At 61.7% G+C, this 24399-nt stretch carries 27 protein-coding genes; 8 read left to right on the top strand and 19 right to left on the bottom strand.

Going from position 1 to position 24399, the window contains the following annotated elements; genetic code table 11:
- Positions 1-17 precede the first annotated feature (17 nt).
- From holA to ACRESH_RS11045, 3 genes are all read left to right on the top strand, one after another.
- Positions 18-1055 carry a DNA polymerase III subunit delta gene (holA, locus tag ACRESH_RS11055; RefSeq protein WP_431742026.1) on the top strand — a complete coding sequence of 346 codons (1038 nt, stop codon included), beginning with the start codon at positions 18-20 and terminating at the stop codon, positions 1053-1055.
- A gap of 87 nt (positions 1056-1142) precedes the next feature.
- Positions 1143-1307 (top strand): alternative ribosome rescue factor ArfA, encoded by a 165-nt coding sequence (gene arfA / locus ACRESH_RS11050; RefSeq protein WP_431742025.1) that lies wholly within the window; start codon positions 1143-1145, stop codon positions 1305-1307.
- Positions 1308-1368: 61 nt separating this feature from the next.
- The gene (locus ACRESH_RS11045; RefSeq protein ID WP_431742024.1) at positions 1369-2685 is read left to right on the top strand and encodes a lytic murein transglycosylase; all 1317 of its coding nucleotides are present in this window, start codon (positions 1369-1371) and stop codon (positions 2683-2685) included.
- A gap of 30 nt (positions 2686-2715) precedes the next feature.
- Here the strand turns inward: ACRESH_RS11045 and ACRESH_RS11040 are convergent, their stop codons facing one another.
- The 13 genes from ACRESH_RS11040 to ACRESH_RS10980 form a co-directional block, all read right to left on the bottom strand.
- Positions 2716-3627 (bottom strand): S66 peptidase family protein, encoded by a 912-nt coding sequence (locus ACRESH_RS11040; RefSeq protein ID WP_431742023.1) that lies wholly within the window; start codon positions 3625-3627, stop codon positions 2716-2718.
- A gap of 181 nt (positions 3628-3808) precedes the next feature.
- A complete protein-coding gene (lipA, locus tag ACRESH_RS11035; RefSeq protein ID WP_431742022.1) occupies positions 3809-4807 on the bottom strand; it encodes a lipoyl synthase in 999 nt (332 codons plus the stop codon).
- A 2-nt stretch (positions 4808-4809) separates the two neighbouring features.
- Positions 4810-5457, bottom strand: coding sequence for a lipoyl(octanoyl) transferase LipB (lipB, locus tag ACRESH_RS11030; protein WP_400171371.1), 648 nt, complete (start codon positions 5455-5457; stop codon positions 4810-4812).
- Complete coding sequence (locus ACRESH_RS11025) at positions 5457-5729, bottom strand: DUF493 domain-containing protein (RefSeq protein WP_045199865.1); 273 nt, start codon at positions 5727-5729, stop codon at positions 5457-5459. Before ACRESH_RS11025 ends, lipB begins: the two co-directional genes overlap by 1 nt.
- Positions 5730-5805: 76 nt before the next feature.
- The gene (locus ACRESH_RS11020) at positions 5806-6966 is read right to left on the bottom strand and encodes a D-alanyl-D-alanine carboxypeptidase family protein (RefSeq protein ID WP_431742021.1); all 1161 of its coding nucleotides are present in this window, start codon (positions 6964-6966) and stop codon (positions 5806-5808) included.
- 119 nt (positions 6967-7085) lie between these two features.
- Entirely contained in the window at positions 7086-8081 is a 996-nt protein-coding gene (locus ACRESH_RS11015) for a septal ring lytic transglycosylase RlpA family protein (RefSeq protein WP_431742020.1), read from the bottom strand.
- Positions 8081-9091 (bottom strand): lytic murein transglycosylase B, encoded by a 1011-nt coding sequence (gene mltB, locus ACRESH_RS11010; RefSeq protein WP_431742019.1) that lies wholly within the window; start codon positions 9089-9091, stop codon positions 8081-8083. The genes ACRESH_RS11015 and mltB overlap by 1 nt, the downstream gene beginning before the upstream one ends.
- Positions 9092-9108: 17 nt before the next feature.
- The gene (rodA, locus tag ACRESH_RS11005) at positions 9109-10212 is read right to left on the bottom strand and encodes a rod shape-determining protein RodA (RefSeq protein ID WP_431742069.1); all 1104 of its coding nucleotides are present in this window, start codon (positions 10210-10212) and stop codon (positions 9109-9111) included.
- A gap of 38 nt (positions 10213-10250) precedes the next feature.
- Positions 10251-12140, bottom strand: coding sequence for a penicillin-binding protein 2 (gene mrdA / locus ACRESH_RS11000; RefSeq protein ID WP_431742018.1), 1890 nt, complete (start codon positions 12138-12140; stop codon positions 10251-10253).
- Between the two features lie 16 nt (positions 12141-12156).
- A complete protein-coding gene (rlmH, locus tag ACRESH_RS10995) occupies positions 12157-12624 on the bottom strand; it encodes a 23S rRNA (pseudouridine(1915)-N(3))-methyltransferase RlmH (protein WP_010222895.1) in 468 nt (155 codons plus the stop codon).
- Positions 12625-12633: 9 nt separating this feature from the next.
- A complete protein-coding gene (gene rsfS, locus ACRESH_RS10990; protein ID WP_431742017.1) occupies positions 12634-13059 on the bottom strand; it encodes a ribosome silencing factor in 426 nt (141 codons plus the stop codon).
- A 44-nt stretch (positions 13060-13103) separates the two neighbouring features.
- A complete protein-coding gene (gene nadD / locus ACRESH_RS10985) occupies positions 13104-13760 on the bottom strand; it encodes a nicotinate-nucleotide adenylyltransferase (protein ID WP_431742016.1) in 657 nt (218 codons plus the stop codon).
- A 31-nt stretch (positions 13761-13791) separates the two neighbouring features.
- Positions 13792-15063: a glutamate-5-semialdehyde dehydrogenase gene (locus ACRESH_RS10980; protein WP_431742015.1), complete on the bottom strand. Its 1272-nt coding sequence runs from the start codon at positions 15061-15063 to the stop codon at positions 13792-13794.
- Positions 15064-15255: 192 nt separating this feature from the next.
- On the opposite strand from ACRESH_RS10980, the gene ACRESH_RS10975 reads away from it, so the two are divergent.
- Both ACRESH_RS10975 and ACRESH_RS10970 read left to right on the top strand, forming a co-directional pair.
- Entirely contained in the window at positions 15256-15948 is a 693-nt protein-coding gene (locus tag ACRESH_RS10975) for a DNA-3-methyladenine glycosylase (RefSeq protein ID WP_431742014.1), read from the top strand.
- Positions 15949-15952: 4 nt separating this feature from the next.
- Positions 15953-17269 (top strand): bifunctional DedA family/phosphatase PAP2 family protein, encoded by a 1317-nt coding sequence (locus tag ACRESH_RS10970; RefSeq protein ID WP_431742013.1) that lies wholly within the window; start codon positions 15953-15955, stop codon positions 17267-17269.
- Between the two features lie 4 nt (positions 17270-17273).
- Here the strand turns inward: ACRESH_RS10970 and ACRESH_RS10965 are convergent, their stop codons facing one another.
- The 3 genes from ACRESH_RS10965 to ACRESH_RS10955 are packed head-to-tail and all read right to left on the bottom strand — an operon-like array spanning position 17274 to position 18949.
- Positions 17274-17864, bottom strand: coding sequence for an LON peptidase substrate-binding domain-containing protein (locus tag ACRESH_RS10965; RefSeq protein ID WP_431742012.1), 591 nt, complete (start codon positions 17862-17864; stop codon positions 17274-17276).
- A gap of 9 nt (positions 17865-17873) precedes the next feature.
- Complete coding sequence (locus ACRESH_RS10960) at positions 17874-18584, bottom strand: LrgB family protein (RefSeq protein WP_431742068.1); 711 nt, start codon at positions 18582-18584, stop codon at positions 17874-17876.
- Positions 18585-18586: 2 nt separating this feature from the next.
- A complete protein-coding gene (locus ACRESH_RS10955) occupies positions 18587-18949 on the bottom strand; it encodes a CidA/LrgA family protein (protein WP_431742011.1) in 363 nt (120 codons plus the stop codon).
- Between the two features lie 169 nt (positions 18950-19118).
- Between ACRESH_RS10955 and ACRESH_RS10950 the strand changes: the two genes are divergently transcribed.
- The 3 genes from ACRESH_RS10950 to ACRESH_RS10940 all read left to right on the top strand — a co-directional run bounded on the left by ACRESH_RS10950 (position 19119) and on the right by ACRESH_RS10940 (position 22052).
- Positions 19119-19574, top strand: coding sequence for a MaoC family dehydratase (locus tag ACRESH_RS10950; protein ID WP_431742010.1), 456 nt, complete (start codon positions 19119-19121; stop codon positions 19572-19574).
- Positions 19575-19662: 88 nt separating this feature from the next.
- On the top strand, positions 19663-21384 hold the full coding sequence (locus tag ACRESH_RS10945; protein ID WP_431742009.1) for a C13 family peptidase: 1722 nt from the start codon (positions 19663-19665) through the stop codon (positions 21382-21384).
- Positions 21385-21410: 26 nt separating this feature from the next.
- Positions 21411-22052: an oxidoreductase gene (locus ACRESH_RS10940; protein WP_431742008.1), complete on the top strand. Its 642-nt coding sequence runs from the start codon at positions 21411-21413 to the stop codon at positions 22050-22052.
- Between the two features lie 75 nt (positions 22053-22127).
- On the opposite strand, the gene ACRESH_RS10935 is transcribed toward ACRESH_RS10940, so the two are convergent.
- The 3 genes from ACRESH_RS10935 to mpl are packed head-to-tail and all read right to left on the bottom strand — an operon-like array spanning position 22128 to position 24387.
- Entirely contained in the window at positions 22128-22415 is a 288-nt protein-coding gene (locus ACRESH_RS10935) for a YceK/YidQ family lipoprotein (RefSeq protein ID WP_431742007.1), read from the bottom strand.
- Positions 22412-23041, bottom strand: a complete 630-nt coding sequence (ubiX, locus tag ACRESH_RS10930; RefSeq protein WP_431742006.1) for a flavin prenyltransferase UbiX — start codon at positions 23039-23041, stop codon at positions 22412-22414. The genes ACRESH_RS10935 and ubiX overlap by 4 nt, the downstream gene beginning before the upstream one ends.
- Positions 23038-24387 (bottom strand): UDP-N-acetylmuramate:L-alanyl-gamma-D-glutamyl-meso-diaminopimelate ligase, encoded by a 1350-nt coding sequence (gene mpl / locus ACRESH_RS10925; protein WP_431742005.1) that lies wholly within the window; start codon positions 24385-24387, stop codon positions 23038-23040. The genes ubiX and mpl overlap by 4 nt, the downstream gene beginning before the upstream one ends.
- Positions 24388-24399 lie beyond the last annotated feature (12 nt).

Here is a 24399-nt window from a genome sequence, read left to right as displayed (position 1 = left end):
GTGCCCCGCCTGCGATCATGAAACTCGCCCCTGCCCAGCTCCACAAGCACCTGCAAGGCAGCCTCGCGCCGGTCTACGTGATCAGCGGCGATGATCCGCTGCTATGCCAGGAAGCCGCCGACGCGGTGCGTGCTGCCGCGCGCCAGCAAGGTTTCGACGAGCGCCAGGTGTTCAGTGCCGATGCCAACTTCGACTGGGGCACCCTGCTCCAGGCCGGTGCCAGCCTGTCATTGTTCGCCCAGCGCCGCCTGCTGGAACTGCGCCTGCCTTCCGGCAAGCCTGGTGACAAGGGCGCTGCGGCGCTGATCGAATACTGCTCGCGCCCCGCCGAAGACACCTTGCTGCTGATCAGCCTGCCCAAGCTCGACGGCAGTGCGCAGAAGACCAAGTGGGGCAAAGCACTGATCGAGGGTCAGCAGGTTCAGTTCGTGCAGATCTGGCCGGTCGACACCCAGCAACTGCCGCAGTGGATCAACCAGCGCCTGTCCCAGGCCGGACTATCCGCCCAGCGCGATGCGGTAGACCTGATTGCCGCCCGGGTCGAAGGCAACCTGCTGGCCGCTGCCCAGGAAATCGAGAAGCTCAAACTGCTGGCCGAAGGCAATCAGATCACCGTCGAGACCGTGCAAGCAGCGGTGGCCGACAGTGCTCGTTTCGATGTTTTCGGCCTGGTCGATGCGATTCTCAATGGCGAGGCGGCCCATGCCCTGCGCATGCTCGAAGGCCTGCGCGGCGAAGGGGTCGAGCCACCGGTGATTCTCTGGGCCCTGGCCCGGGAATTACGCCTGTTGGCCGGCCTTGCTCAGCAGTACAGCCAGGGCGTGCCGCTGGACAAGGCCTTCAGCCAGGCTCGGCCACCGGTCTGGGATAAACGCAAACCGCTGATGAGCAAGGCCCTGCAACGCCATTCGGCACAGCGCTGGAGCCAACTGTTGCAAGATGCCCAGCGCATCGATGCGCAGATCAAGGGACAGGCCCAGGGTTCGCCCTGGACCAGCCTGGCGCGCTTGTCGTTGCTGATGGCGGGGCAGCGCCTGGCTTTGCCGGCCGAATGAAACCATCGCGGTGAGACGACCCGACTTGTCCCGTGATAGTTTCCCCCCTATATTGCGCCCCACACCCAACCCACAGGATCCCCTGTCATGAGCAAAAAGCCTGCAAAGCCGGGTCCCAACAAGGCCAAATCAATCATCGCCCAACCCCTGTTCCGCAGCCGCCAGGAACAAGCAGGCAAAGGCAAAGGCAGCTACCGCCGCGAAGCCTTCCAATCGAGAGATTGGGAGGCTTCTTACTTTTGGGCTGCATAAAAGCAAGAATTCGACAGGCATGGTATGGTCATCCCCTGACCTGAAATACCTGGACCTGTGCATGCCCTTTTGTCTTTCCCGTCGCTGGCAACCTCGCCAGCTGATTGCTGCCTCCAGCCTCATCCTGCTTGTCGCCTGCGCGGAAAAACCCACCGCCGCCGATGCGCTGCCGCTGGCGCCTGCCCAGCCCGCCCCGGTCGTGAGCGTGCCGAACCCCGCTGTCGACACCAGCACTGAAATTCAACCGTTGCAAACCTTTGCCCAATGGCAAGCGGGCTTCCGTCAGCAAGCCATGCAAGCAGGCATCAACGCCAGCACGTTTGACCGTGCCTTCTTCGGCGTCACGCCGGACATGGACGTGATCAAGGCCGACCGTAGCCAGCCGGAATTCGCCCGGCCGGTCTGGGAGTACCTCGACGGCGCCCTGTCGCCCCTGCGCGTGCGCAATGGCAAAGGCCTGCTGGAAAAACACGCGGCCCTCTTGAGCCAGATCGAACAGCGCTACGGCGTCGATCGCAATGTGCTGGTCTCGGTGTGGGGCATGGAAAGCAATTTCGGCCAGTTCCAGGGCAACAAGTCGGTGATCCGCTCACTGGCAACCCTGGCCTATGAAGGCCGCCGTCCGGCCTTTGCCCAGGCGCAACTGATCGCCGCGCTGCAGATCCTGCAAAACGGTGACATCCAGCCCGATGCCATGAAAGGCTCCTGGGCCGGGGCCATGGGCCAGACCCAGTTCATCCCCACCACCTACAACACCCATGCGGTGGACTTCGACGGCGACGGCCGCCGGGATATCTGGAACAGTTCCGCCGACGCCCTGGCCTCCACCGCACATTACCTGCAGCGTTCCGGCTGGAAACGCGGTGAGCCATGGGGCTTCGAGGTGCAGCTGGCACCGGGCTTCGATTACTGGCTGGCCGATGGCGCCCAGCGCAAGAGCGTGTCCGAATGGATGCAACTGGGCCTGAAGCTGCCAGCCGGCGTGCGCCTGCCAGCCGGTAGCGAGCAACTGTCCGCCGCCCTGCTGCTGCCCGCGGGATATCGCGGTCCGGCGTTCCTGGTGCTGGACAATTTCCGCGCGATCCTGAGGTACAACAACTCTTCTTCTTATGCCCTGGCTGTAGGCCTACTCGGTCAGCGTTTTGATGGATCGGGCTACATTGCTGGCCCTTGGCCAAAAGACGACCTGCCGCTGAGCCGCAGCGAGCGCGTCGAGCTGCAGACGCTGCTCAGCGCCAGGAACTACGACGCTGGCGCCGCCGACGGCATTATCGGTGCCAACACCCGCAAAGCCATTCGTACTGCGCAACAGGCACTGGGTTGGCCGGCCGATGGCTATCCGACCCATAAGTTGCTGGAAAATCTGCGCCAGCGCTAAATGAAAACGCCCCTGTTCAGGGGCGTTTTTTTATTCTGCGAACAGATCTTGCTGCAATTGCAGGCACCGCCGATCAGCGTCCAGGTACACCTGCACCCCCAACGGCAAGGCGAGATTGGGGTCACAATGGCCACTGCGCCAGCCGGCCAGCACGGGAATCTGCAACGGCTCGAACATCTCCCGCAATAGCGGTGTCAGTGCCTGCACTGTCAGGCCAGCAAAATCACCGACCAGCACACCGCGCAGCCCTTCGAACTTGCCGGCCAGGCGCAACTGGGTCAACAACCGGTCGATGCGGTACAGCGGCTCGTTCACATCCTCGATAAACAGAATGCCATCCCGACAATCGAGTTCTGCCGCTGTACTCAAGGTTGCGCAAAGCATCGCCAGATTGCCACCCATCAGCCGCCCTGACGCAGCGCCAGAGACGATTGTGCTCAATGGGTGGCTATCCGGGTGCTGCAAGGTGTCGCCACAGCGCAAACGCCCACTGAGCAGCTCGAAGAGTGAGGAAACGCTTGCTGTCTGCTTGTTTGCCAGCAACTCGGACTTCAGCATCGCCCCATGAAAGGTCACGAAACCGGCATGCCGGGCAATTGCGCTGTGCAACGCGGTGATATCGCTGTAGCCGACAAACGGCTTGGGATGCTTGCGCAACAAGGCATAGTCGAGCCCCTCAAGCAGGCGCATACAGCCGTATCCACCACGCAAGCAGATAATTGCATCCACATCATCCGCTGCGAACGCCGCATGCAGGTCCGCCAGCCGCGTCGCATCGCTACCCGCCAGATAACCTTGGACTTCGGTTACCCCAGGGTAGATCCGGCATTGATAGCCACGCGCTTCGAACCACTGAATCGCTTTGAGCGTATCGAGCGGGGCCGGCCCGGCTGGCGCAATGATTGCGATACGGCCATTGCCAGGCAGCACCTTTGGAAGCATTAAACTGCTTGATTGCATCTCTGGCTGCTTATCGAAGGGAAGATTCATCCAGACGACTCCTTGTTTGGACTTGAGCATCAACCCTAGCGTTGTTGACGGTCAAATGGCGTGCGGAAAAATTCCGGAAACAAAAATGCCGATGCCGCTGGCAAGCGGGCATCGGCATTGGACACAGCCGGGATCAGAGCTTGATCTTGGCCTCATGTGCCTGCTGGTCAGCATGGTACGAAGAGCGCACCAAAGGACCGGAAGCAACGTTTTTGAAGCCCATCTTGTGACCTTCTTCGGCGAACCAGGCGAAGGTATCCGGGTGCACGAAACGCTGTACCGGCAAGTGGCTGCGCGATGGCTGCAGGTACTGGCCCAGGGTCAGCATGTCGATGTTGTGCTCGCGCATGCGCTGCATCACTTCGATCACTTCTTCGTCGGTCTCGCCCAGGCCCAGCATCAGGCCGGACTTGGTCGGTACGTGCGGCACCAGCTCCTTGAACTTCTGCAGCAGGGTCAGCGACCACTGGTAGTCGGAGCCCGGACGTGCGGCCTTGTACAAGCGCGGGACGGTTTCCAGGTTGTGGTTGAAGACATCCGGCGGGGTCTCGGCGGTGATCGCCAAGGCCACGTCCATCCGGCCACGGTAGTCCGGCACCAGGGTTTCCAGCTGAACACCCGGCGACAGCGCGCGGATTTCACGGATGCAGTCGGCAAAGTGCTGGGCACCGCCATCGCGCAGGTCGTCGCGGTCCACCGAGGTGATGACCACGTACTTCAGGCGCAGGTCGGCAATAGCGACGGCCAGGTTCTTCGGCTCGTCCACATCCAGAGGCTTCGGACGACCGTGGCCAACGTCGCAGAACGGGCAACGACGGGTGCAGATGTCCCCCATGATCATGAAGGTCGCGGTACCGCCGGAGAAGCACTCACCCAGGTTCGGGCAAGAAGCCTCTTCACAGACGCTGTGCAGCTTGTGCTTGCGCAGCAATTGCTTGATACGGTCGACTTCCGGCGAAACCGGGATACGCACGCGGATCCAGTCAGGTTTCTTCGGCAACTCGTCGGTCGGGATGATCTTTACCGGGATACGCGCGACTTTCTCCGCGCCACGCAGTTTGACACCCGCCTCGACCTTGGGCCGTGGCGCCGGTGTCACGCTTTGCACTGGTTCTTGCACAACAGTAGTCATATTCAGAAGATTCCGCCCGTAAGGGTCGTCTGCTCAGCATAGTCGAGGTGCTTGACCAGCTGCCCGCGCAGCCTTGCCCTTACCTCAGAGAGTTCGATCGAGCCTGCCTGGTCGCGCAGCTGGGTCATGGCCAGCCCCGCATACCCGCAGGGGTTAATCCGGCGGAATGGCGCAAGGTCCATGTCCACGTTCAAGGCAAGGCCATGGAACGAACAGCCATTGCGAATCCGCAGGCCGAGGGAGGCGATTTTCGCCCCATCGACATAGACGCCTGGAGCATCGGCCTTGGCCGCCGCCTCGACGTCATAACTGGCCAGCAACTCGATCAGGCAGCGTTCGATCCGGGACACCAGATCACGCACGCCAAACCCGAGCCGGCGTACATCCAGCAACAGGTAAGCCACCAGCTGGCCAGGACCGTGATAGGTCACCTGGCCGCCCCGATCGGTCTGCACCACCGGGATATCGCCGGGCACCAGCAGGTGTTCGGCCTTGCCCGCCTGGCCCTGGGTGAACACCGCAGGGTGCTCCACCAACCAGACTTCGTCGCAGGTTTCAGGGCCACGCTGGTCGGTGAACCGCCGCATGGCCTCGAGCACCGGCTCGTAAGGCAACAATCCCAGATCGCGAAAGCCGAGGCTGGCCGGCATCAGAGCACCATTTTCACGATTCCGGTCGCACGCAGGGCGCTGTTGATATCGTGCAGCTGGTCTTCACCGGTAGCAATGATGTGCAGTTGCACCGTGGTGTACTTGCCTTCCTTGCTCTGGCGCTCGGCCAGGGTGCTCATGTCGACCGTGGCGTACTTCTTCAGGATCTCGATGACCGTATCCTTGAAATTGACCACGGTGTCACCGATCACCTTGATTGGATAATCGGCGCAAGGGAACTCGATTTTGTGCGATTTGTCAGCTTCGGTCATGGCAGTAACGGCCTCGTAAGCCGTGGCAACAACAACGCCCCCGCGTGAATTGGCGGAGGCGTGGCAGGTCACGATATCAGTTGAACAGCCCGTAGAAGAATAGCCGAATGCTATCCCACACCCGGCCGAAGAAACCAGCCTCCTCAACAGCGTCCAGCGCGATCAGATCGGCGCTGTGTACAACGTTGTCATCCAGTTTGACTTCCACTTTACCGATCACGTCACCTTTGGCGATTGGCGCGGTCAGTTGAGGGTTCATGGTCATGCTTGCAGCCAGTTTCTTCAATTGGCCTTTAGGCAAAGTCATGCTCAGGTCTTGGGCCAGACCGGCCTTAACCTGGTTGGTAGCACCCTTCCAGACTTGAGCCTGGGCAAGTTCGGTGCCCTTCTGGTAGAAGGTCTGGGTTTCGAAGAAACGGAAGCCGTAAGTCAGCAGTTTCTGGGTTTCGGCAGCACGGGCTTGCTCACTGTTGGTACCGAAGACCACAGCGATCAGACGCATGCCATCACGCACAGCCGAAGACACCATGCAGTAGCCCGCTTCGTCGGTGTGACCGGTTTTCAGACCGTCGACGGTCTTGTCGCGCCACAGCAGCAGGTTGCGGTTAGGCTGCTTGATGTTGTTCCAGAAGAACTCTTTCTGCGAGTAGATCGCATAGTGAGCAGGATCTTCGTGGATGATTGCCCGCGCCAGCACGGCCATGTCGTGAGCCGACGAGTAGTGCTCGGGGTTCGGCAGGCCGGTCGGGTTCATGAAGTGGCTGTTGGTCATGCCCAGGTCGGCGGCAGTCTTGTTCATCATGTCGGCGAAGGCGTCTTCGCTGCCGGCGATGTGCTCGGCCAGGGCGACACTGGCGTCGTTACCCGACTGGATGATGATGCCGTGCAGCAGGTCGCTGACGCTGACCTGGGTGCCGACCTTGATGAACATCCGCGAACCACCGGTGCGCCAGGCGTTTTCGCTGACGGTCACCGGATCGTTCTCGCCGATCTGCCCGCGACGGATGTCCAGGGTCGCAATGTAGGCGGTCATCAGCTTGGTCAGGCTGGCCGGCGGCAAACGCTCGTCACCATTGTTCTCGACCAGGATATTACCGCTGGAAGCTTCCATGAGCACGTAGGACTTGGCTGCCAGTTGCGGCGGCGACGGCATCATCTGCTCTGCCGCAAAGGCGGCAGGGGTGATCATCAGCGGTACAAGCAGGCAAAGGCGTTTGGCAAAGGTGGTGATGTTCATCCGTCTCTCGAAATGGCTAATGGGCTCATGCCCTTTTGGGCAAACCGTGTTGCGAGCAAAACCGCCATTGTACATGGCTGTTCTGCCCGCTTGCATGACAAACCGACCAGTCCCCCCGATCAGTCTGCCGTGACGACTTTCGCCGGACCGAGATTGGCCAGACGCACACTGTCCTGCATCTGCTGGGCTTCGCCTTGGCTATTGATCGGCCCCAGGCGTACCCGGTGCAGGGTTTGCTGATTGCGCACGACCGAACTGATGAAGACCGGCGCGCTGACCATGCCGCTCAGCTTGGAGCGCAACAGTTCGGCTGCATCCGGGTTGGCGAAGGCGCCGACTTGCAAGTAAAGACCATTACTGGCCTGACCACTGTTGTTGGCAATCTGCACCGGCACTACCGCCGCGGCATGCTGTTGCGGGGGTGGTGTCCATTGCTCGACGGCGCCGGTGCTGACAGACAACGCCTGGGGCTGGGCAACCTGCGGCTGATCCAGCACCATCGGCGCCGGCTGGCCACGCTGGGCCCACCATTGTTTCGGGTCGATACCCTCGACGCGCACCCGCGCCGTGCCGGTCTCGGCGTAACCGAGTTTCTTCGCCGCAGCATAGGACAGGTCGATGATACGGTCCGAATAGAACGGGCCGCGATCGTTGACCCGCAGGATCACGCTGCGATGGTTGTCCAGGTTGGTGACCTTGACGTAGGCCGGCAGCGGCAGGGTCTTGTGCGCCGCGCTCATGCCGTAGAGGTCATAGACCTCACCGTTGGCGGTGTTCTGCCCGTGGAACTTGGTGCCGTACCACGACGCCGTACCTTCGGCGCGGTAGTTGCGCGACTCCTGGATCGGGAAGTAGGTCTTGCCCAGCACCGTGTAGGGGTTGGCCTTGTAGTTACCGGTATGCACGGTCGGCGTGGCGTCGGGGATCTTCGCGACATCGACGTCCCACCACGGCGCGCCGTCCTTGTGCGCACGGTTGATGTCCAGGCCTGGCTTGGCCCGCACCACATTGGTGCTTTGCGGCGTCGGTTTGCTCGAAGAACAGCTGACCAGCAACAGGCCCAAGGCCGCACAGCCGATCAGTTTGAGAGAGGTATCAGAAAACAATACGCGCATTACTTGGCGCCCCGTGCTTGAACCAGCAGGTCCGATAGCTGATGTACCGCCATCGCGTACATCACGCTGCGGTTGTAGCGAGTGATCGCGTAGAAGTTTTTCAGGCCCAGCCAGTATTCGGGGCCGTTGTCGCCTTCAAGCCGGAATGCGGTGACCGGCAGATCGTCGCGCAGCGCATCATGACTTGACCAGCCCAGTGCCCGCAACTCCCCGGCCGTCTTGACCGCCTCAATACCAAGGCTCAGCCCCTCATCGACGCGCGCGCCACTGACCGTGGCGCGGCTGACCACGGGTTCACCGGCAACCCAGCCATGACGTTTGAAGTAGCTGGCAACACTACCGATGGCATCGTCCGGGTTGTTCCAGATATTGATGTGACCGTCACCGTCGAAGTCCACCGCATAGGCGCGAAAGCTGCTGGGCATGAATTGCGGCAGGCCCATGGCGCCGGCGTAGGAACCCTTGAGGGTCAGCGGGTCGACCTGCTCTTCACGAGCCAGCAGCAGGTACTCGCGCAGTTCTTTACGGAAGAACTCGGCGCGTGGCGGGTAGTCGAAGCCCAGGGTCGAGAGAGCATCGATCACCCGATAGTTGCCGGTGTTGCGGCCGAAAAAGGTTTCAACGCCGATAATCGACACAATCACCTGGGCGGGGACACCATACTCCTGCTCCGCGCGGGCCAGGATCGCCTCGTGCTGGCGCCAGAAATCCACGCCACGGGCTACCCGGGCGTCAGTGAGGAACATCGGACGGTAGTCCTTCCAGGGCTTTACCCGCTCAGCCGGACGGGAAATGGCATCGAGGATCGACTGCTTGCGTTTGACATCGCGAAACACATCGATCAACTGCTCGTCGGCAAAGCCATAATCGCGGGTCATCTCACCGATGAATTCGGCTACCTGAGGCGAGCCATCGTAGTCCCCGGCGGTCGCTTGCTGGCCACCACCGAGCAGGCCGAGCAGGCCAACCCAGGGCACACAACGAGCTGCCCAGCCACGCATTGCTTGCATGTAATTCTTCACCTTATTCAAACCTGCGCAATCCATTTGCGATGCGTATGGATCGACATTAAAACTCCAAACGCTGACAGCAGCGTCACCAACGAAGTTCCACCATAACTAATGAAGGGCAGCGGCACGCCCACCACGGGCAACAAGCCGCTGACCATCCCGATATTGACGAACACATAAACGAAGAAGGTCATGGTCAGGCTGCCGGCCAGCAGCTTGCCGTAGAGGGTCTGGGCCTGGGCGGTAATCACCAGGCCGCGGCCAATCAGCAACAGGTAGATCAGCAGCAGCGCGCAGATGCCAACCAGGCCGAACTCCTCACCCAACACGGCGATAATGAAGTCGGTGTGGCTTTCCGGAAGGAAGTCCAGGTGCGACTGGGTACCCAGCAACCAGCCCTTGCCAAACACACCACCGGAACCGATGGCCGCCTTGGACTGGATGATGTTCCAGCCGGTGCCCAACGGGTCGCTTTCCGGGTCGAGGAAGGTCAGGACACGTTGTTTCTGGTAGTCGTGCATGACGAAGAACCACATGGCTACGGCCACTGGCACCGCTGCAGCGAGCACACTGAAGATCCAGCGCCAGCGCAGTCCACCCATGAACAGCACGAAGGCGCCCGAGGCGAGAATTAGCAAAGCTGTCCCCAAGTCAGGCTGGCGCACGATGAGGATGAACGGCACGCCAATCATGATCAGGCTGATCATTACATGCTTTAGGTGCGGCGGTAGTGAACGCTTGGCCAGGTACCAGGCAATGGTGGCCGGCATGATGATCTTCATGAATTCCGAGGGCTGGAAGCGGATAACCCCGGGAATGTTGATCCAGCGTGTGGCACCCATGGCGTTGTGGCCCATGACATCCACCACCACCAACAGGATCACCCCGCAGATGTAGGCCAAGGGCACCCAGCGCGCCATGAACCGCGGCTCCAACTGGGCGATGACGAACATCGAGACCAAGCCGATGCCGAAGGAACTGGCCTGTTTGAGCAGCAGGTCCCAGTTCTTGCCACTGGCCGAATAGAGGACGAACAGGCTGCCGGCCGCCAGGGTCAGCAGCAGGATCAGCAAGGGACCGTCGATATGGATACGTTGCAGGAAGCTGGCGCGGCGGCGCATCACATCCTCGCTGGAGAGCATGCGATCGAAATTACTCATCACGGGGCCGGTTCCTGGGCAATGGACGGGTTGGCGAATTCAGGCTTCAGATGGCCGTCAGGGCCGAGCAACCAGGCGTCCATGACCTGCCGCACCACAGGCGCGGCAACACCGGAACCGGACTCACCGTTCTCAACCATCACCGACACCACGATCTTCGGGTTGTCTGCCGGGGCGAAGCCGACGAACAGCGCGTGGTCGCGGTGACGCTCCTGCAGCTTGTTGCGGTCGTACTTCTCACCCTGCTTGATGGCCACCACCTGAGCGGTACCACTCTTGCCGGCAATCCGGTACTGCGCACCGACCGAAGCCTTGCGCGCGGTGCCTCGGGCGCCGTGCATCACCTGTTCCATGCCATGGGTGACCTTGTTCCAGTCGGACTTGTCACGCAGGACGATGTCGTCCATAGGGTTGTCATCCACCGGCGGCAGGCCTTCGATGGTCTTGGCCAGGTGCGGTCGGTTCCACTTACCCTTGCTGGCGATCAGCGCGGTGGCCTGGGCCAGCTGCAATGGCGTGGTCTGCATGTAGCCCTGGCCGATACCGAGGATCAGGGTTTCGCCCGGGAACCAGGCCTGGCGGCGGGTGGCGCGCTTCCACTCGCGCGAAGGCATCAAACCCGGCGACTCCTCAAACATGTCCAGCGCGACCTTCTGACCGATACCGAAGCGGTTCATGTAGCGGGACAGGCGATCGATGCCCATCTTGTGCGCCAGGTCGTAGAAGTAAGTGTCGTTGGAACGCATGATCGCCGTGTCGAGGTCGACCCAGCCGTCACCGCTGCGGTTCCAGTTACGGTATTTGTGATCGTAATTGGGCAGTTGGTAGTAACCGGGGTCGAACACCCGGCTCGACGCCGTCACCACACCACTGTCCAGACCGGCGATGGCCACCGCCGGCTTGATCGTCGAACCTGGCGGGTACAGCCCGCGCAGCACGCGGTTGAACAGCGGGCGGTCGATGGAATCACGCAGTTCGGCATAGGCTTTGAAGCCGATGCCGGTGACGAACAGGTTCGGATCGAAGCTTGGCTGACTGACCATCGCCAGCACTTCCCCAGTGTTCGGGTCGAGCGCGACAATGGCGCCGCGACGCCCGGCCAGCGCGGCCTCGGCAGCTTCCTGCAACTTGATGTCGAGACCCAGGACAATGTCCTTGCCAGGGATCGGGTCGGTGCGTTTGAGCACCCGCAATACTCGGCCACGGGCGTTGGTCTCGACCTCTTCATAACCGACCTGGCCATGCAGCTCAGGTTCATAGAAGCGCTCGATACCGGTCTTGCCAATATGATGGGTTCCGCTGTAGTTGACCGGATCAAGGGACTTCAGCTCTTTCTCGTTGATCCGCCCGACATAACCGACCGAATGAGCGAAATGCGCCCCCTGCGGGTAATGCCGGACCAATTGGGCAACCACCTCGACACCGGGCAAGCGGAACTGATTCACGGCAATCCGGGCAATCTGTTCCTCAGTCAGCTCGAACAGGATCGGCACCGGTTCGAACGGCCGACGCCCCTGGCGCATGCGCTTCTCGAAGAGGGTACGGTCGTCCGGGGTCAGCTCTAGCACTTCGACGATTACTTCGAGCACCTGCTGCCAATTGCCGGAACGTTCCCGGGTCATACTCAGGCTGAAGCTGGGCCGGTTGTCGGCGATGATCACCCCGTTGCGGTCAAAGATCAGCCCGCGGGTCGGTGGAATCGGCTGCACATGCACCCGGTTGTTTTCCGACAGGGTCGAGTGATAGTTGTACTGGATCACCTGCAGGTAATACAGGCGCGCGATCAGCACGCAGATCAGCAGGACGATCGCCACGGCACCGACCACGACGCGACTGCGCACCAGACGGGCGTCTTTCTCGTGATCCTTGAGGCGAATCGGCTGCGTCATTGAAAGGCTTACAGGTTCATTTGTGGTAAGGGTGCCCGGACAACACAGTCCAGGCGCGGTACAGCTGTTCGCCGATCAGTATCCTTACCAATGGGTGCGGCAGGGTCAGCGGCGACAGCGACCAGCGCTGTTCGGCACGTGCGCAGACTTCCGGCGCCAGCCCTTCCGGGCCGCCGACCATGAAATTCACGGTACGCGAGTCCAGCCGCCAGCGGTCCAGCTCGACCGCCAGTTGCTCGGTGCTCCAGGGCTTGCCATGGACCTCCAGGGTGACAATCCGTTCCCCTGGCTGGACCTTGGCCAGCATGGCCTCACCCTCCTGACGAATCAGGCGGGCGACATCAGCATTCTTGCCCCGGGTATTGAGCGGTATTTCCACCAGCTCCAGCGACAGCTCCGAGGGCAGGCGCTTGGCATACTCATGCCAGCCGTCCTCGACCCACTTGGGCATGCGCGAGCCGACCGCGATCAGACGCAGACGCACGAGGCTTCCTTATTCCTGGTCTTTATTGAGCTTGGTGAAGAACTCGTGGGTGTTTTCCGGGCTGTGGTGTTTGCCATCGGCCGCACGGCTTTGCTCAGCACCTTTCCACAGACGTTCCAGGTCGTAGAACTGACGGGCAGCGGCAGTCATCATGTGCACAATGACGTCGTCCAGGTCCAGCAGGACCCAATCGCTGTCGCCCTTGCCTTCTTCACCCAGCGGGCGCACGCCCTGGGCTTTGACCATTTCGCGTACTTTGTCCAGCATCGCGCCGATCTGGCGGTTGGAGGTACCGGTGGCGATGATCATGAAGTCGGTGATGCTCTGCTTGTCGCGAACGTCGATGACCAGGATGTCCTGGGCCTTGACATCTTCCAGGGCAGCAACAGCTACCTTGACCAAATCTTCACCTTTAATCATTTCTTGCTTGCTCATATAAAACTCATTCAACTCGTAGGTATGAGGCGCTGTCAGCGCACTCAGTTCGGCGCACGGTACAGGTTGTGCGCATCGATATAGGCCAGTACTGCGTCCGGCACCAGAAACCGCACCGACTTGCCGCTGGCCAGCAGCTGTCGGATCTGCGTGGCCGACACCGCAAGCGGCGTCTGCCAGACGAATGCAATATGTCCCGCCGACCCAACCAGAGCCTGCGGATCACTGACTGTGCGTGCGGCCAACAGGTTGCGCAGGGCATCCGGTGGCTCGACGTCGGCATCCGGGCGTTGCAGCACCAGGATGTGACAGTGTTGCAGCAATTCTTCCCAACGGTGCCAACTGGGCAGGCCGCAGAACGCGTCCCAGCCCAGCAGCAGAAACAGCTGGTCCGAAGCGGCCAGTTCGGCGCGCATCAGTTCAAGTGTTTCGATGGTATACGACGGCGTGTCGCGCGCCAGTTCTCGCGCATCCACCGACAATCTCGGCACGCCTTCGACCGCACAGCGGACCATTGCCAGACGGTCCTGGGCCGATACTTGCGGTGTGTCCCGGTGCGGCGGGCGGGCATTGGGCATCAGCCGCAGTTCGTCCAGCGCCAGCACCTCGGCCACCTCAAGCGCGCTGCGCAAGTGACCGATGTGGACCGGGTCGAATGTCCCGCCGAGCACGCCGATGCGCCGGGCGGGCGACATCGTCATGACTGCAGCGAGCGGTTTGCGCTCGGCCAAGTCAGAGCGACTCCTGCCCGCGCAGTTGACCGTCGCCGATCACCACGTATTTTTCACAGGTCAGGCCTTCCAGGCCAACCGGGCCGCGGGCGTGCAGTTTGTCGGTGGAAATACCGATCTCCGCGCCCAAGCCATACTCGAAACCGTCGGCAAAGCAGGTCGGGGTGTTGATCATCACCGAGGACGAATCGACCTCGGCAGTGAACCGCCGGGCCTGGCCCTGATGTTCGGTGACGATGGCATCGGTGTGGTGCGAGCCATAATGATTGATGTGTTCGATGGCCTGATCCAGACCGTCGACCACGCGGATCGACAGGATCGCCGCCAGGTATTCGGTGTTCCAGTCTTCTTCAGTGGCCGGCACTGCATCGATAATCTGGCGGGTGCGTTCACAACCGCGTAGTTCGACGCCCTTTTCCCGAAATTGCCGGGCCATTTCCGGGAGGAAGTCTGATGCAACCGACTGGTCCACCAGCAGGGTTTCCATCGCCCCACAAATACCATAACGGTAGGTTTTGGCGTTGAAGGCAATGCGTCGAGCCTTTTCCAGCTCGGCATGTTCGGCCACATAGACGTGGCAGATACCGTCCAGGTGCTTGATTACGGGTACCCGTGCATCACGACTGATGCGCTCGATCAGGCCCTTGCCGCCACGCGGCACGATCACATCGACATACTCCGGCATGCTGATTAGCGCGCCCACAGCCGCGCGATCGGTGGTTTCCACTACCTGGACCACGGCCGAAGGCAGCCCGGCTTCAGCCAGGCCGCGCTGGATGCAGGCGGCAATGGCGCGGTTGGAGTGAATGGCCTCGGAACCCCCACGCAGGATGGTGGCGTTGCCCGACTTCAGGCACAGGCTGGCAGCATCGATGGTCACGTTGGGCCGCGACTCGTAAATGATCCCGATCACGCCCAGCGGCACGCGCATCTTGCCGACCTGAATACCCGAAGGCCGGTAGCTCATGTCGCGGATCGCCCCGACCGGGTCCGGCAGGCTGGCCACCTGGCGCAGGCCGACGATCATACCGTCGATACGCGCAGGGGTCAGCGCCAGGCGCTCAAGCATAGCTGGCTCCAGGCCATTGGCGCGGCCAGCGGCCAGGTCCAGCTCGTTGGCGGCAGTCAGCTCGGCGCGGGCTGCGTCCAGGGCATTGGCCGCGGCCTGCAGTGCACGGTTCTTCTGTGCGGTGCTGGCGCGGGCGATGACGCGGGCGGCCTCACGGGCAGCGCGACCCAGGCGGGTCATATAGTCAAGAACGGACTCAGTCATGGGCTCAGTGTCTTGGCGAAGGGGAAATCGGCTGATTATAACTGGCACGCCGCCCCACGCCCAGCGGTGACAGGCGGATGGTCGAAAACAGTCCGAAATCGGCGCCGCGGTGCGGCCCCGGCTCACCTGTTCAGCATCGATTAAGACAGAAATTGCTATCATCGCCGGCCTGACCACCGCGAAACCGCCAGCATGCCCGACTCAGCCCCCTGCCCGCTTCAGGCCCTACCCGACAGTTTCTTTGATCGAGACGCCGTGGAACTGGCCAGGGCCCTGCTGGGCAAGGTCATCCGCCACCGCCACGGCCCTTACTGGCTGTCGGCGCGAATTATCGAGACCGAGGCCTATTACCTGAGCGACAAGGGCAGCCACGCTTCGCTCGGCTACACCGAAAAGCGCAAGGCGCTGTTTCTCGATGGCGGACACATCTACATGTACTACGCGCGCGGTGGCGACTCGCTGAACTTCAGCGCCCACGGCCCGGGCAATGCCGTGCTGATCAAGTCGGCTTATCCCTTCGTCGATGCCATCTCCGACGCCAACAGCCTGGCGCAGATGCAACTGAACAACCTCGACGCCAGCGGCCAACCCCGCCCCGTCGAACGCCTGTGCGCCGGCCAGACCCTGCTGTGCAAGGCCCTGGGCTTGAAAGTGCCACATTGGGATGGCAAGCGCTTCGACCCCGTGCAACTGTTTGTCGAAGACTGCGGTATCAATGTGAAACACATTATCCAGACCACCCGCCTGGGCATCCCCACTGGCCGCGACGAACATCTGCCCTACCGTTTCGTCGACGCCGACTTTGCCCGCCTTTGCACACGGAACCCGCTGCGCCGGGGCCAAGTCGAAGGCCGGGACTACTTTCTACTGACACAAGGAAACTGACACGATGGGCCAATGGCTCGACAGCCTTACCGGTTGGCTTGGTGCCAACCCGCAATGGCTTGGCTTGGCGATTTTTCTGGTGGCCTGCGTGGAGTGCCTGGCCATCGCCGGGATCATCGTGCCGGGCACCGTAGTGCTGTTCGGCGTGGCCGTGCTGGCCGGCAGCGGTGCCCTGTCGCTGGGCGAAACCCTGATGCTGGGGTTCTTCGGTGGCCTGCTGGGTGACGCCATCTCCTACACGCTGGGACGCAAGTTTCATCAGAACATCCGTCGCCTGCCGCTGTTGCGCCATCATCCAGAATGGATCGGTGGCGCCGAGACCTACTTCCAGCGCTACGGCATCGCCAGCCTGCTGGTCGGTCGCTTTATCGGTCCATTGCGCCCAATGCTGCCGATGGTCGCCGGCATGTTCGACATGCCCCTGCCACGCTTTATCGCCGTCAGCCTGCTGGCCGGTGCCGGTTGGTCGGTTGCTTACCTGCTGCCCGGCTGGGCAACTGGCGCGGCCATGCGCTTGCCGCTGCCCGAAGGGTTCTGGCTCGATGCGGGCGTGATTACCGCAAGCCTGGCGTTGCTGGTCGGCATCAGCATCAACTGCAGTCTGCGCAGCCTGCGCCGCGGTACCCGAGTGATCGCCGGCCTCAGCCTGCTGGCCGTGACCGCGCTATTTATCGGCTGGCCGTATTTGCATGAATTCGACCAGGGTTTGATGACCCTGATCCAGGAACACCGCAGCAACGTCATCGATGCCAGCGTGGTACTGATTACGCGCATGGGTGATTTTCGCACCCAGTTCTTCCTCGGCGGCTTGCTGACCGGTCTGTTGCTGCTGGCACGTCAATGGCGTCCGGCGATCTTTGCCGGTACCACCCTGATCGGCACGGCCCTGGCCAACGGCAGCCTGAAATGGCTGTTCGCCCGCGCCCGCCCGGAAGTCCTGAGCGATCCTTTGACTACCTACAGCATGCCCAGCGGTCACAGTTCGGCAGCGTTCGCCTTTTTCCTGGTGCTGGCGGTCCTGGCTGGCCGTGGCCAGCCAGCGCGCATGCGTCTTACCTGGATCTTGCTGGGTTGCTTGCCGGCGCTGGCGATTGCGCTATCAAGGGTGTACCTGGGCGCACACTGGCCAACCGATATCCTCGCGGGAGCCATGCTCGCTTGCTGCATCTGCGCCACCAGCCTGACGCTGATTCAGCGCCGCGAGCCGATCACTGCCCTGCCGTTGAAAGTCTGGTGGTTGGTTTTGCCGGCATGCGTTGCCTTGCTGACCTTCTTCAGCCTGTATTCATTGCCACACGCCCTACTGCGCTACCAGTACTGAGGTGTCAGGCGAGCAACTCGCCCTGCAGCCGATCGAGCAATGCCTGGATGGCGTCCAGGCGTTGCTTCGGGGAATCGATGGCCAGCAGGTCGAGCTTGTCCTCTTCGACAAAAGGCAACAAGTAGGCCAGCTGGTTAGCCAGTGCCTGCTGGCCTGTGACCGCCACCGGCATGCCCAGGGCTTCGACCATCGGATGCTCGCCCAGGGCTTGCAGCAGCGCCAGCAAGTCGTGATGGTCATCCTCAAGTGGCACATCGCCCTGTTCCGGCAACCAGGACACCTCGGCGACGAGCAGTTGGTCTTTCTGCACCTCGAAAGGCCCGACGCGAAAACGCCGGGTACCCTCGACACGAATGCCGAGCAGCCCATTGTCCTGCTGTTGAAAGTCACGAATCACTGCCTCGCAACCTATCTGGGAAAAGCCCGTTGGCGCGCTGCCAACCTGCTGACCTTCGAGAATGCACACCACACCGAAGCCGCCGCCCTGCTTCATGATGCGGCCGATCATGTCGAGATAGCGCGCCTCGAAGATCTGCAAATCAAGGAAGCAACCTGGAAACAACACGGTATTTAGCGGAAACAGGGGTAACGTCATTGCAACTCCTCAAGCAACCAGGCTGACCGCCAGCGGCAGGAACACCGCCGTGGCAACCCCCATCAGGCTCATCGCCAGGGCCGCGAAGGCCCCGCACTCATCACTTTCCTGCAGCGCCACTGAAGTGCCCACTGCGTGGGCAGTCACGCCCAGGGCCATGCCCCGCGCTTCCGGGCTGTGTACACCACAACGCGACAGCAGCCCGGGACCGAAGATCGCGCCGATCACCCCGGTGATCAACACGAACACGGCCGCCAGGGCGGCCACGCCACCGATCTGCTCAGCCACCAGCATGGCGATTGGCGAAGTCACCGACTTAGGCGCCATGGTCATCAGGATCATGTGCTCGGCGCCAAACCACCAGCCCAGCACCAGGCAGGCGCCCGTTGCCACTACCCCTCCGATTACCAGAGTAGTAAAGGTCGGCCAGAACAGCTGGCGAATCCGCCGCAGATTGAGATAAAGCGGCACAGCCAGCGCCACGGTCGCCGGACCCAGGAGGATACTCATGATCTCGGTACTTTTGCGGTACTCGCTGTAAGTCAGGCCACAGGCGAGCAGTACGCCAATGACTACCAGCATCGACACCAATACCGGCTGGAGGAAAATCCAGCGGGTCTTCTCGTAGGCAGCCAGCACCAGCTGGTACGCCCCCAGGGTGATGCCGATACCGAACAGCGGATGGTGAATGACCGCGTCCAGAGCGCCGCCCCAGTCCAGGCTCATGGCTGCTCCTCGCGCTTGATCTGACGGGCGATGAGCTTTTGCATCAAGACCCCGACAAAGGCCAGGGTGATCAGGGCCGAGATCACCAGTGCACCGACGATGGCCCAGAAGTCCGCGGCGATATCCGCGGCATAGACCATCACGCCCACTGCCGGTGGCACCAGCAGCAAGGGCAGGTAACGCAACAGACTGTTGGCCGCCTCGCTCAGCGGTGCGCCCACTTCACCACGTACCATGAGAAACACCAACAGCAGCAAAAGGCCGATGATCGGCCCGGGCAAGATGGGCACACTCAAGTGATTGATCGCCGTCCCAAGCAATTGAAACAGCACCAGCCAGGTCAAACCACGCAACAGCATAAGTATCTCCTTCGGGCCTGGCGGCCATTATAAGCACGCTAACGACCCGCCTATAACCTGATATTCGCCGAAAACATGCCGACTTGACCGCTGTGGGCAGGCGTGCTGATCTTAGACTTTCGAATCTGCCGAAGTCATAAGAAAACCAAAGACAATCTGGAGAGTCACAATGCCCTATGTAGCTGTTGCAGAGCTTTCGCAGTACGTTGGTAAGGAACTGGGACGTTCCGAATGGCTGACCATCGATCAAGACCGCATCAACCTGTTTGCCGAAGCCACAGGCGACTTTCAGTTCATCCATGTCGACCCTGTGAAGGCGGCAAAAACGCCATTTGGCAGCACCATTGCCCATGGCTTTCTCACCCTGTCGCTGATCCCAAAACTCATGGAAGGCATCCTGGTCCTGCCTGAAGGGCTGAAGATGGTGGTCAACTATGGGCTGGATAGCGTGCGCTTCATCCAGCCGGTAAAGGTCGACAGCAAGGTCCGGCTCAAGGTCGACCTGAGCGAAGTCACCGAGAAAAAGCCCGGCCAATGGCTGCTCAAGATCACCGCCACCCTGGAAATCGAAGGCCAGGAAAAGCCCGCCTACATTGCCGAGCCTCTGACACTCTGCTTCGTCTGAGGCGGCCCGGCACTGAAACAGCCCCTGCGGCTGTTTCAGCCAGCACATTGTGCGGCATACTCGGGGCCTTACCCGTCCGGACCCCGTCATGCGCCCACTTGTTCCTCTTGCCCTGACCTTGCTGCTCGCCGCCTGTGGCGATGGCGAACCGCTGTCTCCACCTGACGCCCGCCTGCCCGATGGCGGCCGCTTCCGCGGCCAGGTAGTCGATGGCCTGCTGCAAGGCGAAGGGCGCATCGACTACCCCAACGGCAGTTGGTATGCCGGCAACTTCCAGGGCGGCCAGTGGCACGGCCAGGGCGAGTGGCACGGCAGCAATGGCGAGGTCTACCGTGGCCAGTTCCAGCAGGGCCTGTTCCATGGTCTGGGCACCCTGATAACGCCGGGCAGCAGCTATACCGGCAGCTTCAAGCTGGGCCGTCGCGATGGCGAGGGCACCCTGAAAGAAAACGGCCTGTTATATCGCGGTCAATTCAAGGACGACCAATACAATGGCGCAGGGCATCTGGAACTGGCCGACGGCAGCCAGTACCAGGGCCTGTTTGCCCGTGGCAAACCCAATGGCGAGGGCATTCGCAGCGACGCCAGCGGCAACCAGTTCAGTGGTCACTTCGTCAGCGGCCAGCTCGAAGGCAGCGGCACCTTCAATAGCGCTGAAGGCGACCAGTACATCGGCGCCTTTCGTGACAATCGCCTGGAAGGCCGCGGCCGCTACGAAAGCGCCGACGGCGATGTCTGGATCGGCCAGTTCAAGGACGGCACGCTCAATGGCAAGGGTGAACTGATCGGTGCCGATGGAAGCCACTACAAGGGCAACTTTCAGGATTGGCGCTTCTCCGGCAAGGGTCGCCTGCAACTGGCTGATGGCAGCCTCTATGTCGGCGGATTCGACAACGATACCTATCAGGGCCAGGGTCGCCTGACCTTGACCGATGGCAGCAGCCAGGCTGGCTACTGGGTCAACGGCCAGCGCGTACGCGACGAGCAGGGCCGCCTGTTGCCTGACCCACTGGAACTGGCCTTGCTCAACCAAGGAAGCCTGCTGGAACAGGCACTGAACAAGGTTGTGCCATCGACGCCAGAGATCGAACTGTACAGCCTGGCCCTGGCCGGCGACGGCACGCAAAGCGTGTTTCTGCGCGAAGCCGATTATGTCGGCAGCTTGCTCAAGAGCCGCTTTGGCGCCGTGGGCCAGGTCAGTCTGGTCAATCACCGCGACCACTTGGCCGACCGGCCGCTGGCAACCCGCGAGAACCTTGCCCGGGCCGCACGCACCCTGGCCGAGCGTACCGGCCCCGAAGACCTGGTGTTCATCTACCTGACCAGCCATGGCAGCCCTGAACACGAACTGGTACTGGACCTGCCACGCATGCAATTGGCCGACCTGCCTGCCGATGCCCTTGCCAATTCCCTGGCGCCACTAAAAGACCGCGACAAGGTCATTGTCATCTCGGCCTGTTACTCGGGGGGATACATTGACTCGCTCAAGGACAACAAGACCCTCATCATGACCGCCTCGCGCGCTGACCGCGTGTCTTTTGGCTGTTCTGAAGAGGCCGACTTCACCTATTTCGGTGACGCGCTGTTCGCCCAGGCGCTGAACCAGACCGATGATTTGCGCCAGGCTTTCGACCAGGCCAAAGCCAGCATTGCCGAGCGTGAGGCAGCGGAAGGCTTCGATGCCTCCGAGCCGCAGATCTGGGCGCCCAGCGAGGTATTGGCACACTGGCAGCGGCTGCGTCAGCAACAGGCACGCAAAGCGTTACAGAGCAACGCGACAGGGCATGCAAAAAATGCCGGCAACCACTAAGCTGACTGTATCAAGGGAGAGACATCATGTACTTGACGCCTCAGCACATCCTGCTTGCCGGAGCCACCGGTCTTACCGGTGAACATCTACTCGATCGGCTGCTCAACGAGCCTACGGTCAGCCGAGTATTGGCCCCTACCCGCCGGCCATTGGCCGAACACCCGCACCTGGAAAACCCGGTCGGCGATCCCGCGCTGTTCCTGCCGCAGCTGGCAGGCCGTGTCGATATCGCCTTCTGCTGTCTGGGCACCACCATCAAGCAGGCCGGCTCCGAACCGGCCTTCCGCGCCGTCGACCTGGACATGGTCGTGGCCTTCGGCAAGCGTGCCCGGGAGATGGGCGCACGCCATCTGCTGGTGGTCAGCGCTATGGGCGCCGACCGCAGATCGCGGATTTTCTACAACCGGGTTAAGGGCGAGATGGAAGCAGCCCTGAAGGCCCAGGATTGGCCGCAACTGACCATTGCCCGTCCCTCTCTGCTGCTGGGTGATCGGGTGGAGCCGCGCCTGGCCGAACGGTTTGCCGGCCCCCTGTCGAAGCTGATTCCCGGCAAGTACCGGGGGATCGAAGCCTGCCAACTGGCCCGCGCGCTGTGGCGTCTGGCGCTGGAAGAGCAGGATGGGATTCGCATTGTCGAGTCCGACGAGTTGCGTAGACTCGGGAAGTAATCGCGGGCTTTAGGTGACTGGCAGGAGCGGATTTATCCGCTCCCATACGGTCCCGTGTGGCTTTGAGGTCGCCCGCTACAACCCGCCAGTAGCCTGAAACCCCACCCCCAATGCCGTCAACACCGACAAGGGTAGTAACAGGGTATCAAGCAAAGCGCTACCCGGCAGATCCAGCCCCGGGTAATGCGGGGCCTCGGCGCCGAAACGGTCCATGGCACAGCAACCACCCTGCAAAGCGTACAGATCCAGACGCGTCCCGCTGTAGACCAGCGGTGCACCCGGCTTGGCTGCATCGAGCGTGCGCACCGTGGCGCAACCGCTAACCAGCAAACCCAGCAGGGCCACACCAAGCAGTCGTTTCATTCATCCGCGCCGAAATGATGCTCGCCCCAACGCGGCAGCATGTCCTGGGGAATATTCAGCAGATTGAGAATCCTGGCGACGACGAAGTCGATCAGGTCGTCAATGGTCTGCGGCTGATGGTAGAACCCCGGTGCCGCCGGCAGGATCACAGCGCCCATGTTCGACAACTTGAGCATGTTCTCCAGATGAATGGTGGAGAGCGGCGCCTCACGCGGCACCAGGATCAGTTGCCGACGCTCCTTGAGGGTCACATCGGCAGCACGTTCGATCAGGTTGTTACAGGCACCGCTGGCAATTGCCGACAGGGTGCCCGTAGAGCACGGCACCACTACCATGGCCGCTGGTGCGCCAGACCCGGAAGCCACCGGGGACATCCAGTCTTCCTTGCCATACACGCGGATCTGCCCGGCGGCAGCGCCGGTGTACTCGGTCAGAAAGGCCTGTATCGTCTGAGGCTTGGCCGGAAGCGCCACATCGGTCTCGGTCGACATCACCAATTGCGCCGCCTTGGAGATCAGGAAATGCACCTCGCGGTCCTCGCGCACCAGGCAGTCGAGCAGGCGCAGACCATACTGCGCCCCCGAAGCCCCGGTCATCGCCAGGGTGATGCGATCCGGCCCGCTCATTTCAACGCCTCGGCCAGCTTGCCGTGCAGCCCGCCAAAGCCGCCATTGCTCATGATCACCACCTGGGTGCCGGGCTTGGCCTGGCTCTTGACCCGCTCAATGATTGCCTCAAGGCTGTCAGCGACCACGGCAGGTACCTTGCATTCGGCAGCGGTGGCCGCCAGATCCCAACCGAGGTTAGGCGGTGCGTACCAGATCACCTGATCAGCGTCGTTGACGCTTTCTGGCAAGCCATCGCGGTGGGCACCCAGCTTCATCGAGTTGGAGCGCGGCTCGATCACTGCGATCAGCGGTGCATCGCCGATGCGCTTGCGCAGGCCGTCGAGGGTGGTGGCGATAGCCGTGGGGTGGTGGGCAAAGTCGTCATAGATAGTGACACCCTGCACTTCTGCGACTTTCTCCATACGCCGCTTGACGCTCTTGAACGCACTCAGCGCAGCAATACCCATCGCTGGCACCACGCCGACATGGCGAGCGGCGGCCAGGGTAGCCAAGGCGTTAGCCACGTTGTGCTGACCGGTCAGCTCCCACTCGACCACGCCCTGGGTTTCGCCTTCGAAGCTGACTTCAAAGCGCGAGCCGTCGGCGCTGAGCAGTTTGACCTGCCACTGCCCACCAACGCCTGTGGTCTGCACCGGGGTCCAGCAACCCATTTTGATTACTCGTTCCAGGGCTGGCTCTGTAGTCGGATGAATCACCAGGCCCTCACTGGGGATAGTCCGCACCAAGTGGTGGAACTGCCGCTCGATGGCTGCCAGGTCAGGGAAGATATCTGCGTGATCGAACTCAAGGTTGTTGAGGATCGCGGTGCGCGGACGGTAGTGAACGAACTTCGAGCGCTTGTCGAAGAAGGCGCTGTCATATTCATCGGCCTCGACCACGAAGAACGGCGTGCCGCCCAGGCGTGCCGACACCGAGAAGTTCTGCGGCACACCACCGATCAGGAAGCCCGGGCTCATGCCAGCATGCTCCAGCACCCAGGCCAGCATGCTACTGGTGGTGGTTTTGCCGTGGGTACCGGCCACCGCCAGCACCCAGCGTCCTTGCAGGACGTGATCAGCCAACCACTGCGGGCCCGATACATAGGGCAAGCCCTTGTTGAGGACGTACTCAACCGCCGGGTTACCCCGCGACAGGGCGTTGCCGATCACCACCAGGTCGGGCGCAGGGTCCAGCTGGGCGGCGTCATAACCCTGGGTCAGTTCGATGCCCTGGGCCTCAAGCTGGGTGCTCATGGGCGGATAGACATTGGCGTCGGAGCCGGTGACCTGGTGCCCGAGCTCTTTGGCCAGCACTGCCAGAGAACCCATGAAAGTGCCGCAGATACCAAGAATGTGAATGTGCATTATCGACCTCGC

This window comes from Pseudomonas sp., assembly GCF_050739775.1.
Taxonomy (GTDB): Bacteria; Pseudomonadota; Gammaproteobacteria; order Pseudomonadales; family Pseudomonadaceae; genus Aquipseudomonas.
Note: the sequence above shows the minus strand (reverse complement) of the source record. Positions and strands in the feature narration are given on the sequence as shown.